At 69.7% G+C, this 13,073-nt stretch carries 12 protein-coding genes; 2 read left to right on the top strand and 10 right to left on the bottom strand.

Annotated features, from left to right (window positions below; genetic code table 11):
* Positions 1-152 precede the first annotated feature (152 nt).
* Together ACIBEI_RS47060 and ACIBEI_RS47055 are read right to left on the bottom strand one after the other, a co-directional pair.
* Complete coding sequence (locus ACIBEI_RS47060) at positions 153-1,382, bottom strand: Ig-like domain-containing protein (protein ID WP_398897410.1); 1,230 nt, start codon at positions 1,380-1,382, stop codon at positions 153-155.
* Positions 1,383-1,529: 147 nt separating this feature from the next.
* Positions 1,530-3,485 carry an ABC transporter ATP-binding protein gene (locus tag ACIBEI_RS47055; protein WP_398897409.1) on the bottom strand — a complete coding sequence of 652 codons (1,956 nt, stop codon included), beginning with the start codon at positions 3,483-3,485 and terminating at the stop codon, positions 1,530-1,532.
* 109 nt (positions 3,486-3,594) lie between these two features.
* Here ACIBEI_RS47055 and ACIBEI_RS47050 point away from each other — a divergent pair, with 109 nt between their 5' ends.
* Entirely contained in the window at positions 3,595-4,143 is a 549-nt protein-coding gene (locus ACIBEI_RS47050; RefSeq protein ID WP_398897408.1) for a TetR/AcrR family transcriptional regulator, read from the top strand.
* Between the two features lie 101 nt (positions 4,144-4,244).
* Here the strand turns inward: ACIBEI_RS47050 and ACIBEI_RS47045 are convergent, their stop codons facing one another.
* Both ACIBEI_RS47045 and ACIBEI_RS47040 read right to left on the bottom strand, forming a co-directional pair.
* Positions 4,245-5,297 carry a P1 family peptidase gene (locus ACIBEI_RS47045; RefSeq protein WP_398897406.1) on the bottom strand — a complete coding sequence of 351 codons (1,053 nt, stop codon included), beginning with the start codon at positions 5,295-5,297 and terminating at the stop codon, positions 4,245-4,247.
* Positions 5,298-5,317: 20 nt separating this feature from the next.
* Entirely contained in the window at positions 5,318-6,568 is a 1,251-nt protein-coding gene (locus ACIBEI_RS47040) for a low temperature requirement protein A (RefSeq protein ID WP_398897405.1), read from the bottom strand.
* 107 nt (positions 6,569-6,675) lie between these two features.
* On the opposite strand from ACIBEI_RS47040, the gene ACIBEI_RS47035 reads away from it, so the two are divergent.
* Entirely contained in the window at positions 6,676-6,870 is a 195-nt protein-coding gene (locus ACIBEI_RS47035; protein ID WP_398897403.1) for a hypothetical protein, read from the top strand.
* 99 nt (positions 6,871-6,969) lie between these two features.
* On the opposite strand, the gene mscL is transcribed toward ACIBEI_RS47035, so the two are convergent.
* The 6 genes from mscL to ACIBEI_RS47005 all read right to left on the bottom strand — a co-directional run bounded on the left by mscL (position 6,970) and on the right by ACIBEI_RS47005 (position 13,066).
* A complete protein-coding gene (gene mscL, locus ACIBEI_RS47030; RefSeq protein ID WP_079052789.1) occupies positions 6,970-7,452 on the bottom strand; it encodes a large conductance mechanosensitive channel protein MscL in 483 nt (160 codons plus the stop codon).
* Between the two features lie 135 nt (positions 7,453-7,587).
* On the bottom strand, positions 7,588-8,139 hold the full coding sequence (locus ACIBEI_RS47025) for a hypothetical protein (RefSeq protein ID WP_398897402.1): 552 nt from the start codon (positions 8,137-8,139) through the stop codon (positions 7,588-7,590).
* A gap of 394 nt (positions 8,140-8,533) precedes the next feature.
* Complete coding sequence (locus tag ACIBEI_RS47020) at positions 8,534-9,376, bottom strand: S-methyl-5'-thioadenosine phosphorylase (RefSeq protein WP_398897401.1); 843 nt, start codon at positions 9,374-9,376, stop codon at positions 8,534-8,536.
* 92 nt (positions 9,377-9,468) lie between these two features.
* A complete protein-coding gene (locus tag ACIBEI_RS47015; RefSeq protein WP_398897400.1) occupies positions 9,469-9,813 on the bottom strand; it encodes an FmdB family zinc ribbon protein in 345 nt (114 codons plus the stop codon).
* A gap of 68 nt (positions 9,814-9,881) precedes the next feature.
* Positions 9,882-11,183 carry an MFS transporter gene (locus ACIBEI_RS47010; RefSeq protein WP_398897399.1) on the bottom strand — a complete coding sequence of 434 codons (1,302 nt, stop codon included), beginning with the start codon at positions 11,181-11,183 and terminating at the stop codon, positions 9,882-9,884.
* Positions 11,184-11,590: 407 nt separating this feature from the next.
* A complete protein-coding gene (locus ACIBEI_RS47005) occupies positions 11,591-13,066 on the bottom strand; it encodes a potassium/proton antiporter (protein ID WP_398897397.1) in 1,476 nt (491 codons plus the stop codon).
* Between the last annotated feature and the right edge of the window lie 7 nt (positions 13,067-13,073).

The raw sequence follows: 13,073 nt of genomic DNA, 5'->3' as shown, positions 1-13,073 counted from the left end.
CTCCGTTTGTTTGTCATTTTCTGGTGGGGTGTCAATCCTGACCCCGGGGGGGTATAACTACTGGTCTGAAATCAAAAAACCCCCCCCCCCCCGCGGGGGGGGGCGGGGGGGGTTGCCCCCCCCCGCCCCGGCGAATGCTCAAAACCCCTTGGTCAGAGGGCACTTCCCGCGGTCCAGGCACTCCATGCCATGTTCCAGCCGTTGAGACCGTTGTCCGGTGCGACCGTCTTGTCGGGGGAGTTCTTGACGGTCACGACGTCCCCTACGAGCGAGTTGTCGAAGAACCACTTGGCCACCGTGTCGCCGCCCGCGCCCTGCACGTCCGCCATCCCGACGCAGCCGTGACTGGTGCCCTGCTTCCCGAAGGGCGGATTGCCCTTGTTGTACCAGTAGTTACCGTGGATGAAGGTCCCCGAGGTCGTCAGCCGCATCGCGTTCGGCACGTCCGCGATGTCGTACTCGCCGCCGTAGCCCACCGTCGACCCGTTCATCCGCGTCTGCCGGAACTTCTCCGAGATCACCATCTGCCCGTTGTACGTGCTGTTGTCGGGGCTGCCCGCCGAGATCGGGATCGTCTTGACGGTCCTGCCGTCACGAACGACCGTCATGGTCTGTGTGTTGACGTCGACCGTGGACACCTGGGAGCGGCCGACCGTGAAGGTGACCGTCTTGTCCTGCACCCCGTAGACGCCGTTCGCGCCCTCGACGCCGTCCAGGTCGATCTTCATCGTGACCTTGGAGCCGGCCTTCCAGTACGCCTGGGGCCGGAAGTCCAGCCGCTGCGCGCCGAACCAGTGCCCGACCACCTTCTGCCCACTGCTGGACGTGACGGTGATGTGCGACTGCACGTCCTTCCTGAACTTCCCGTCGCCGATCGCCTTGTCGAAGGTGAACGACACCGGCATCCCGACGCCGACCTTCGTGCCACCGTCCGGTGTGTACGTCCCGATGAAACTGTTGTCCGGGGACACCGTCGTGAAGATGGAGTTGGCCGCCGAGGGCTTTCCGTCGCCGTCCTTCGCGGTCGCCGATATCTGGTACTTGGTCCCGCGCTCCAACTGCTCCTTCGGCTTCCAGCTCTTCCCGTTCGCCGCGAGCGTCCCCGGTACGACCGTCCCCGTGGCCGACTCCTTCATCGACACCTCGGTCAGCTTTCCGTCGCTGACCTTCACCCCGGTCGAGTTGATCGACGCCGCCGTCGAGCCGTCCTTGGCGGAGATGAGGATCTTCGCCGCGGAGGTCTTGGTGTCGCCGTTCTTGTCCCCGGACTTGTTGTTGTCGGCATTGGCGTCGCCGCCGCACGCGGTGAGGGTCAGGGCGCCGACCATCAGGGCGGCACAGGCCACCAGCGCGCGCCTCGCTGTTGTGTCCGGCGTTGTCACGGGCTGCTCCAGTTCTCGCGGTTGGGGGTGATCCGCTCCGTTCCGTGGAGAAAGATCGGATCCATGGAGAAGGAGGGGAACATCGCCCGCCCGGGTTCCCACAGCCCGCCATCAACACCATCACGTGACAGATTCGGGACAATCGCCTTATGCGGCGGGGGCCTTGGCGGGGGCGTCGGCGGGGGCCGTGTCCGCGATGCGCAGCGCCTCGACCAGATCGCGGTAGAGGGAGTCCGTGGCGAGCAGCTCGTCATGGGTGCCCCGGGCGCGGACACCGCCCGCGTCCATCACCACGATCGTGTCCGCGTCGATCACCGTCGACAGCCGGTGCGCGATCGTCACCACCGCGTGCTCCCGCGCCCGCCGCCGGACACAGTGGTGGACCGCCGACTCCGTGAGCGCGTCGAGCTGGGCCGTCGCCTCGTCGAGCAGCAGCACGTCCGGCTTCCGCAGCAGCGCCCGCGCGAGAGCGATGCGCTGCCGCTCCCCGCCGGACACGGCCGCGGCCGACAACTCCGTGTCCAGTCCCTCGTCCAGCGACTCCACCTTCTCCGTCAGCCGCACGTCCGCGAGAACCTGCCGCAACTCCTCCTCGCTCGCCTCCGGCCGGGAGATGAGCAGGTTGTCGCGGATGGTGCCGGGGACGACCGGGGTGTCCTGCTCCACATACGCCAGCCTGGAACGGACCGCCGCGTGGCTGTGCCGGTGGTAGGGGACACCGTCCAGCAGCAGCGCGCCTTCCTGCGGCTCCAGGAAACGCAACAGCAGGGAGAAGATCGTCGTCTTGCCCGCCCCGGAGGGCCCGACGATCGCGGTGTGCCCACGGGTCGGCACCACCAGATCGACCCCGCGCACGGCAGGCTCCCGGCCGGGACCGTACGACGCCGTGACGCCTTTCAGCTCCAACACCGGGCCGCGCGCGTCGGGCACGGAATCGTTCGTGTGCGGCACTGGGCCGTGCGTGTCTGGCGCCGGGCCGCGTGTGTCCGGAACGGGACGGTTCGCGTCCGGTGCGGGGCCGCTTGTGTCCGATACGGGGCTTAGCGTGTCCGGCACGGGACCGTTCGTGTCCGGCACGGGACCTCTCGTCAGCCGATGGCCCGACGGCTCCTCCCGCGTGTCCGTCGCGGGCGGCCCGTCCGTCTCCGCGTCCAACTCGTCCACGGCCCGGATCCGTTCCGCCGCGGCGATACCGGACTGGAGCGCGGTGAGGTCCTGCGACAGCTCCGTGATGGGCTCCATCAGCCCGAAGGCGTAGAGCAGGAAGGCGATCAGGCTGGACACCTCCAACTGCCCTTCCCCGACCCGCCAGGCGCCGACGCCGAGGATGAGGATCACCGCGAGCTGGATCCCGGTCCAGGCGATGGTCCACACGGTGGCCTCCAGCCGCACCGCGCGGATGCCGTACTCCGCCGAGGCCCGCGCGTCCGCCGCGATCCGCTCCGCCTGCCGATCCTCGGCCCCGCTCGCCTTGACCGTACGGATCGCCCGCAGCGTGCCCTCCAGGGTGCCGCCGACCCGGCCGACGTGCTCCTGCGCCCGCTCCTGCGCCTTCGCGATGCCGGGCATCAGCAGCGCGAACAGGACGATCACCACCAGCACGGCCGCCACCGTGGTGCCGAGCAGGACCAGGTCCAGAAACCCCATCAGCACCAGCGTGCCGACCAGCATCACCACGCCGTTGATCAGCCCGACCACACTGGACGAGGCCGCCTCGCGCAGCAGCACCGTGTCCGAGACCGCCCGGGAGACCAGCTCGCCCGGCGGCCGCGCGGTCACCGCGGGGATCGTCGCCCGGAAGTACCGGCGCACCATCGACTCCCGGGCCTCCAGCACCACCCGCTCGCCGAGCGTGCCCAGCAGCACCCACTGCACGCGGTAGAGCACCGCGCCGATCACCAGCAGTACGAGCAGCGCGACCACCGGACCGCCCAGCGAACTCCCGTCGTTGAGCGCGTCCAGCACCCATTTGGTCACCATCGGCGTGGCCAGACCCAACGCCGAAGCGGCCAGCGCCAGCAACAGCCCGACCACCAGCGTTCGCCGGTGCGGCCGGGCGAACGAAGCAAGAACCCGCAGACTCTCCGGAGCAACCATGCTCATGAGTGGAACATCAATGTTCCAAAACTGTCAACGCTGTTTTATTATGGAGCGGCGCTACAGTGTGCCCATGGAGCCCATGGACACCGCTGTAAGCGACAGGAGGAGCGGCGTGCGAGGCCGCACCAGGCGCGCCATCCTCGACGCCGCCGCCGTCGTACTGGCCAAGAACTCCGGGGCCTCCCTCGGCGACGTGGCCGCCGCGGCGGGCGTCGGCCGCACCACCGTCCACCGCTACTTCGCGGAGCGCTCCGACCTCCTGAAGGCCCTGGGCGCCGACGTCCTCGAAAAGGTCGCCGCCGCGACCGACCGCAGCCGCCTCGAGGACGGCCCGGCACTCGCCGCCCTTGAACGGCTGTGCCAGGAACTCTTCGAACTCGGCGACGCCCTCACCCTCGTCTTCGACGAGTCACTGGTCGCCACCTGGAACTGGGAGGGCTGGGACGAGGACACCGACGCCGACCGCGCCCTCGCCCACCTCATCGAACGCGGCCACACCGAAGGCGCCTTCGACCCCGCCCTGGACGTCGACTGGATCGTCCAGACCCTGTGGTCCCTCCTCTACGTGGCCTGGCAACGCGGCCGCACCGGCGGAACCAAGCACGAGGCACTGACCTTGTGCCTACGCACGCTCCGGAAGGCGGTTTCTCCGGTGCCGTAGAGGCTTCCGGGCGGGTGGGCCGACTGGGCCGGCCGGCCCGGCGGCATCCCTCCGGGGGCCCGCCCCCGCCCCCGCCCCGCCCCCTCCACCCCTCCCTCCCACTACCGCCGCCCGTGCGACTCACCATGCGACTCGCCGTACAACTCCCCGTACGCCGGCCACATCCCGCCCGGCCCCTCCACCGACTCGGCGGCGCGTACGGCTCGGACGATGGCGCGCGTGACCAGGTCCGCGCCGGCGGCGAGGATCTCGTTGAGGGCGAGCGGGTTCTCGTCCGCCAGGGGACGCGCCCCCGTGGCGAGCGCGAACACCGTGTCGCCGTCGTGGAGGAGATGCACCGGCCGGACGGCACGCGCGATGCCGTCGTGCGCCGTGCCCGCCAGCTTCTGGGCCTGAGCCTTCGACAGGTCGGCGTCGGTGGCGACCACCGCGAGGGTGGTGTTCAGCGGAGGAAGGCTGTTCTTCGCCGCGGCCTCGGCGAGCCGCGCCCGCGCAGCCTCGTGAACCTCCTCTGCCGGACAGCTCAAGAGCCCCTGGACCAACTCCCCGTACAACGCCCCTGTCTCCGGCTCCACCACCGACCCCGCCGCGTTGGCCACGACCAGCGCCGCCACCGTGACACCCGATTCGAGCACGGCACTCGCGGTGCCGACCCCTCCCTTCATCATTCCCACGGCCGCTCCCGTCCCGGCGCCCACGGACCCCTCCGGAACAGGCGCGCTCGGCTCGCTCGCCGCCGCGGCCTCCACCGCCTCACGGCCGGTCGCCGCGTCCGGCCTGGCCCGGAAGTCGCCGCCCCGACCGAGGTCGAAGACACAGGCCGCCGGCACGACGGGCACCACGTGCAGCGGATCGGGCCCGACCCGCACCCCGCGCCCCCGCTCCTCCAGCCAGGCCATCACACCCGTCGCCGAGTCCAGCCCGAACGCGCTGCCACCGGTCAGTACGAGCGCCTCGACCTTCCGCACCACATTGCGCGGATCGAGCGCGTCGGTCTCCTTGGTGCCGGGCCCACCGCCGCGCACGTCCACCGCGGCGACCGCGCCACCTTCCGGGGCGAGGACAACCGTCGTACCGGTGAGCCAACCGTCACCGGTCTTCGTGGCGTGCCCCACGCGCAGCCCGGCCACATCCGTCAGAGCGTCAACTGTCATACGCCCAGTGTCGACCCGCCCTACGCGGCAGGCGCGCCGGCCGCTTCCTCCTCCCCCTCCTCCCGCGCGGCCATCCGGGCGGTCAGCGTCACCCCCACGACCACCGCGAGAGCGGCCACCACACCCGCCGCGAACACCGCCCAGTCACCCAGGAACGTGCACAGGGCCACCGCCAACGCCGTGACCGGCAGCACCAGTTGCTGCGCCGTGCCCACCTTGTAGTGGCGGGCGTGCAGCACCCACACCGTCACGAGGAACAACGCCGTCGGAAGTGTCACCGCGGCCGACGCGGCCAGGGTGGAGATGTGCGCCTTGCCGACCGCCTGCTCCACCGCGACCTCCAGCCCGGCACCGATCGCCGCCGCCGACGCGAAGATCACGTAGTGGCCGTACCCCCAGAGGAACGCCTTCCTGCTGGAGCTGAGATGGCCGTGGATCGGTACGACGAAGTAGATCCACCACGCTGCGAAGATGATCAGCAGCCCGCCCGAGGCGATCGGGAGAAGCTCGCCCAACGCGTCGTTCTCGTCCACCCCCACCTTCACGGCGATCGTGGCCGCGGCGATGGTCTCGCCGAGGACGATGATCGTGAAGAGCCCGTACCGCTCGGAGATGTGGTGCGGATGCCAGACGGTGCTGAACTCCCTCTCCGCCAGCAGCGGGACGCACATCTCGGCGATCGCCATCACCAGGAACAGCCACGGCCGGCCGGACTCCGGCAGGAGCACCAGCCCCACCCAGCCGACCTGGCACACCAGGACCCCGCCCGCGTACCGCAACGCCATCCGCCGCTCGGCGCCGTCCGCGTTCCGGGCCACGCGCAGCCACTGCACGGTCAGCGCCATCCGCATGATCACATAGCCCAGCAGGACCAACAGGAAGTCGTGGTCCTCGAACGCCTGGGACACCCCGGCGGCCAGCACCAGAACACCGGCGATCTGGATCAGCGTGACGACCCGGTACAAGGCGTCGTCGTTGTCGTACGCCGACGCGAACCAGGTGAAGTTCATCCAGGCCCACCAGATGGCGAAGAACACCATCGCGTAGTTCAGGACGCCCTCTGCCGCGTGCGCCTCCGCGAGGGAGTGCACCAGCTGCACTCCCGCCTGTGCGATCGCCACGACGAAACACAGATCGAAGAACAGCTCCAGCGGCGACGCGACCCGGTGCGCCTCGTCACGCCTGCGCGCGGTCATCCTGCGCAACGGCCGAGGTGAGGGGACGGTTCGTGAGCGGCGCGGACCGGATTTGGAAGAGGCATCGGGCGTCATGCGACCAAGCACAGCAGAAACCCCCCAAAAATCCAGAAGCACGCCGAGCCCCACACCGGAACTCCCGACCGGGCCCGCCCCCTGATCCCGCCCCGTACCCTGGACGCATGAGCACTACCCCCGCCCAGCCCCCTCGCCCCGACGCCGAACCACGTGACCCCAAGTCCGCGCTGGTCTTCGACGACCCGCTGAGCCGGCCGTCCGCCGACGACACGGACCGCGGCTGGGGCGAGCGGCCCGCAGGCGACAGCGCGGCAGACCTGGCACGCTTCCTGGACGAGAAGCCGCCCCACCACATCTGACCCCCGCGCCCCAGCCGCGACGCACGGCCGCAAGCAAGACACACATGGCTCTCAACACAACCGTTGCCGCGCATACGGCGGCCAGGACCGCGTTCGCAGCTACTGCTCGTTGTGCCCGGAGCCGCGCTGGGCCACCAGGGCGTCGCGGATCTCCTTCAGAACCTCCAGCTCGCTCACCTCGATCACTTCCTGCGTCCCCTCCTTCGCCTTCTGGCGGGCCGCCTGCTTGGCGAGGTACTTGGACATCGGCAGCACCATCAGGAAGTACACGACGGCCGCGGTGATCAGGAAGGTCAGCGTCGCGCTGAGGACGCTGCCCCACATGATGGGGATACCGCTCGTCGCGGTCCCCGTCGCCTCGTCGAACCGGCAGGGGTCCTTCAGACACGAGCTGTACTGGTTGAGGTCCTTGGTTCCGAACGCACCGACCAGCGGATTGATCACGCCCTTCACCACGGAGTTGACGATGTTGGTGAAGGCGGCGCCGATGACCACGGCGACAGCCAGGTCGACGACGTTCCCGCGCATCAGGAAGGCCTTGAAGCCGTCCCAGACGCCCGGTTCCTTCTTCTTCTCGCTCACCAGGGAGCCCCTCTTCAGCCGCACAAACTGTGGAATCAACAGCTCCGCAACCTACGTCAGGGCCTGGCAGCGCTGTCCAATTCCATAACTCCAACGAGGGACTTGACAGCCTGACGGCAGCCATCCTGGCCATGGTCAGCACAGGGTCACCGCCAACCGAGAGGTCGCGCCGGCCCCGGCCAGCAACGTAGCCGTAGGCCGAGGCACGGAAAGCACAACCAACGCCCCACCCTCCGAGACACTGTCCGGCGACTCGGGCACTTTCGTCACCCGCGCACCACGCGCAACGACCCGAGCGTCACCAGGCCCCACCGCCCCCTGCTCAGCCGCCACAACGTCGACCCGGTCCCCGGCCCTGAGCAACCGCACAGTCGCACCATCGGCAATTCGCACAGGCGCCGCAACCATCTCAACGGGCCGCTCCCGCACAGCATCCACCACCGGACGCCCCCGAGCCCCCGTACCTCTCTCCCCCTCCCTCTCCCTCGGCCCCGCCGCGACAAGCGCCACCGCAGTCACCGCGAGACCAACAGCCAAGGCCCGCCTCCGCTGCCGAACGAGCCGCCGCACCTGATACCGCCCACCCCGCACCCGCACGGGAGCGAAATGCGGCACCTCACACGTGCTGGGCACATCCGTGCCCAACGGACGCGGAAAGGACGAGAGCTGCGACACGGGTACCACCACCAGGGGTCGAGAGATCGGCTTGCGACCCCAGCGTGCGCCCTCGCCCAGAATCCCGCCGAGCCCAGTGGACAACCCCCAAGTTGTGGACAACCCCCTCACCCGAAGGAAAGGTTCCGCCCCCGAACACACACGGAAACGGGCACGCACCCGCAGCCGACAACGCACGGAGAGCGGAACGAAGACGGGCACGCACCCGCAGCCGACGACGCACGGGAGCGGGCCGTGCCGGTACGTCGAAAGCCCGCCGCATAGGGCTCCTCCGGCAAGCAGCACCTTCAAAACCCACAGCCGTACACCCGGCACGCGGCGGGCTCGACGTACCGGCACGGCCCGCGCCCCAAGACAACGCGCCGCATACCACCCGGCACCCGGCACTACGCACCCGGCACCCGACCTACGGCAACTCAACCCCCGGATCCATCCCACCCAACGCACTCACGCACAGACAATCCCGAGAAGCGTTCGCCGGCAGCCCCGCCACCGCATCGAACAAAACCCCCCGCAGCCGATCCACATTCGCCGCGAACACCTTGAACACCTCGTCGTGCGAGACGCCCTCCCCACTCTCGGCACCCGCATCGAGATCGGTGACCAGCGTCAACGACGTATAACAAAGCTCCAGTTCACGAGCGAGCGCCGCCTCCGGATGCCCGGTCATCCCCACCACGGACCACCCCTGCGCCCGATACCAGAGAGACTCCGCACGGGTAGAGAACCGCGGCCCCTCGATGACGACGAGCGTCCCCCCGTCCACAGCCTCCCAGTCCCGCCCCCGAGCAGCCCGCAGAGCGACCTCCCGCCCGGCGGGGCAGTAGGGATCGGCAAGGGACACGTGCACCACATTCGGCACCTCACCCCCGGGCAACGGCAACCCGTCGAAGTAGGACTGCGCCCGGGACTGCGTACGGTCCACGAACTGGTCCGGCACGAGCAGCGTCCCCGGCCCGTACTCGGGCCGCAGCCCGCCCACCGCACACGGCCCGAGCACCTGACGCGCCCCGACCGACCGCAGCGCCCACAGATTGGCCCGGTAGTTGATGCGATGCGGCGGCAGATGATGGCCGCGCCCGTGACGGGGCAGGAAGGCAACCCGCCGCCCGGCGATCTCACCGAGGAACAGAGAGTCGCTGGGTGCTCCGTACGGCGTGTCCACCTGTATTTCGGTCACGTCGTCGAGAAAGGAGTAGAAGCCCGACCCGCCGATGACGCCGATCTCGACGTTCTCCGTGTTCACCATGAACGGCACCCTAGCCGGGCCCGGAAACACCGAAGACCTTGCCGTCGTACGACGGCAAGGTCTTCGGTGAAGAACGGTAGTTCGCGAGAGCGCTACGCGGCGTTGCTGCTGCCGGAGGACGAACTCGTGGACGACGACGTGGAGCCCGACTTCGAGTCCGAGGACGACTTGGAGCCCGAGCCCGACGAGGACGACGTCTTCGAGTCGGACGATCCGGTGGACGACTTCGAGGCCGGCGCCGGACTGCTGCTGGACGACGAACCGCGGCTGTCGTTGCGGTAGAAGCCGGAGCCCTTGAAGACGATGCCGACCGCGGAGAACACCTTCTTCAGGCGTCCGTCGCAGCTGGGGCACACCGTGAGGGCGTCATCGGTGAACTTCTGCACCGCCTCGAGGCCCTCGCCGCATTCGGTGCACTGGTACTGGTAGGTCGGCACTTGTCTTCCTCCTGGCACTCTCACTCAGTGAGTGCTAACGACGGTCCATAGTGACGTATTCCTCGGGATCAGTCCACTGCCACCGGCACTCGGTGACCCACGCCACGTGCGACGGTCCGGCTCACGACCCGGGGCGAGAGCCGTGAACGCAGGGTCACGAGGGTCGCCAGGGCCAGCAGCGTGCCGCCCATCGGGACGAGGAATCCGGCACCGTCCCACAGGCGGTCCTCCAGCTGCCCGGCGACCGTGACGGCGGCCGCCTGCCCGAGCGCGACCGCTCCGGTGAGCCAGGTGAAGGCCTCGGTCCGGGCGCCGGCCGGCACGAGTCCGTCGACCAGGGTGTAGCCGGTGATGAGGGCGGGCGCGATGCACACACCGACGAGGAGACCGATGCCCGCGAGGACGACGACAGACTGGGCGGCCCACAGCCCGGAGGCGGCCAGCCCCAGGGCGGCGTACGCGACGAGGAGGCGGCGGCGCGGGGCCACCTTCCAGGCGATCGCGCCGCAGACGACGCCGGAGAGCATGTTGCCCGCGGCGAAGGTCCCGTACAGGACACCGTTGAGCCCGGGCTCGCCGATGGATTCGCTGAACGCGGCGAGCGAGACCTGCATGCCGCCGAACACGGCGCCGATGCCGAGGAAGGCCACGATCAGCACACGCACGCCAGGTACGGACAACGCGGAGGCGGGCTTCACGCGCGCGTGCCCGTCGACACCGGCGTCGACGCCCACGGCCGGCTGGGTGCCACGCTGGGCGGCAAACAGCAGACCGCCGACCAGGGTCAGAGCGGCCTCAGTGAGCAGGCCGGCGGCCGGGTCGACGGCGGTGCACAGCGCGGTCGCGAGGAGCGGCCCGAACACGAAGGTGAGTTCGTCAGTGACGGACTCGAAGGCCGCTGCGGTGGTCATGAGGGGCGAGTCCTGGAGCTTGACGCCCCAGCGGGCCCGCACCATGGGCCCGATCTGCGGCACCGAGGCGCCTGTCGGCACGGCGGCGACGAAGAGGGCCCACAGAGGAGCGTCCGAGAGCGCCAGCGCGGTCAGGGAGAGCCCCGCCAGCGTGTGGAGGAGGATGCCGGGCAGCAGCACGGCCCGCTGGCCGTGACGGTCGGCGAGGCGGCCGGTGAAGGGCGCGAACAGTGCCAAGGAGACACCGGTCACGGCGGCGACGGCGCCGGCGGCCCCGTACGAGCCGGTGGTGTGCTGGACGAGCAGGACGATGGAGATGGTCAGCATCGCGAACGGCTGCCGCGCGGCGAAGCCGGGAAGCAGGAACGTCCACGCGCCGCGCGTACGCAGCAGCTGTCCGTATCCCGGGCGGGAGGAGACAGGAGTCCCGGGGGACTCCGAGGTGACCGTGGATGCCACGGCCCGTGCCTTTCTGCCACCTGGTAGCGCGACCCCATTACGGGGCTGGAGGCGCCGAGAGCTGTCCTCTTGCGCGGAACTGCGGTAGATGCCGGGCCGCCCGCCAGAGGGCACCGCGGCCGCCATACGGTCGCGCCAGCTCTGCGTCAGGCAGAGTTGGTTAGATCAAGATGCGCCTTGATGATACAGGCCCAAACGGCCCAGCCCCTGTGAAACCTGGCACTCTCCCGTTCAGGACCTGCGAATGCTTGCGAGCCACGAAGTCGAGGCGAGAGGTCGAGGCGCGAGCCCAGCCGCGAAGCCAAGCCACGAATCCAAATCACGAAGCCAAGCCACGAATCCAAGCCACGAAGCCAAGCCACGAAGCCAAGCCACGAATCGAAACCACAAAGCCGAGCCGCCAAGGCTCACCCCTCCGCCCCGTTCCCACCCGTCCCCAGCCACCCCGCCAGCTTGCCGCCCTGGCCCACCGCCCGCAGCCGCCGCTCGGCCGCGTCCCGGACGGGATCGGTGGCCACCACGAGCAGCTCGTCACCGCGCCGCAGCACGGTCGTGGGAAGCGGAACGAACGATTCTCCCCCGCGGACGACCAGCGTGACGGCCGCCCCCGCGGGCAGCCGCAGCTCGTTGATCTCGACGCCGTGCATCTTCGACCCCTCCGGGATCGCGACGGACAGCAGATGTCCGCGCAGCCGCTCCAGGGGCGCCGACTCGATCCCCAGGTCGGCGGTCTCCGACGGGGACTTGGACACACCCAGCTTCCGGGCCACCCAGGGGAGCGTGGGCCCCTGGACGAGGGTGTAGACGACCACAAGGACGAAGACGATGTTGAAGATGCGACGGCTTTCCTCGACGCCGCTCACCATCGGGATCGTGGCCAGGATGATGGGCACCGCACCGCGCAGCCCGGCCCACGACATCAGGGCCTGCTCCTGCCAGCGGATGCGGAAGGGCGTCAGTGCCGCCACGACGCTCAGCGGCCGCGCGACCATGGTCAGCACCAGCCCGATGACGAGCGCGGGCCAGATGTCGTCGCCCATCTCGTGCGGGGTGACCAGCAGTCCGAGCAGCACGAACATGCCGATCTGGGCGATCCAGCCGAGCCCGTCGGCGAAGCCGCGCGTGGCGGGCCAGTGCGGCAGCTTCGCGTTGCCCAGCACCATCGAGGCCAGATACACGGCGAGGAAGCCGCTGCCATGGGCCAGCGCCCCGGCCGCGTACGCCGTGACCGCGATCGCCATCACCGCGATCGGGTAGAGGCCGGAGGCGGGCAGCGCCACATGCCGCAGTCCGTACGCCCCCAGGAAGCCCACCGCGAGGCCGATGGCCGCTCCGATGGACAGCTCCAGAGCTATCTCGCCGAGCAGGTGGTACCAGTGCTCCACCGGGCCGGCCATGGAGAACGAGACGACGAGGATGACCACCGGGGCGTCGTTGAAGCCCGACTCGGCCTCCAGGATGCCCGTCACGCGCGCGGGGAGGGGCACTTTCCGCAGTACGGAGAAGACCGCCGCCGCGTCCGTCGAGGACACCACCGCGCCGATGATGAGCGCCTGCCGCCACTCCAGCCCGATCAGGTAGTGGGCCGCTGTCGCGGTGATGCCGACGCTCACCGAGACGCCGACCAGCGCCAGTGAGGAGGCGGCCGGCAGCCCGGGCCTGATCTCCTTCCACTTCGTGCCGAGGCCGCCCTCGGCCAGGATCACGACCAGGGCCGCGTACCCGATGACCTGGGTCAGTTCGGCGTTGTCGAAGTGGATGTCGCCGATGCCGTCCTGGCCCATGGCGACGCCGATGCCCAGGTACACGAGCAGGCTGGGGAGCCCGCTGCGCGACGAGATCCGAACCGCTGCCACCGCGACGAGCAGAACGAGCGAGCACACGAGCAGG

The sequence above is a fragment of the Streptomyces sp. NPDC050988 genome (assembly GCF_044456225.1).
In the GTDB taxonomy this organism is placed as follows: domain Bacteria; phylum Actinomycetota; class Actinomycetes; order Streptomycetales; family Streptomycetaceae; genus Streptomyces.
This window is presented reverse-complemented; position numbering and strand designations above follow the sequence as displayed.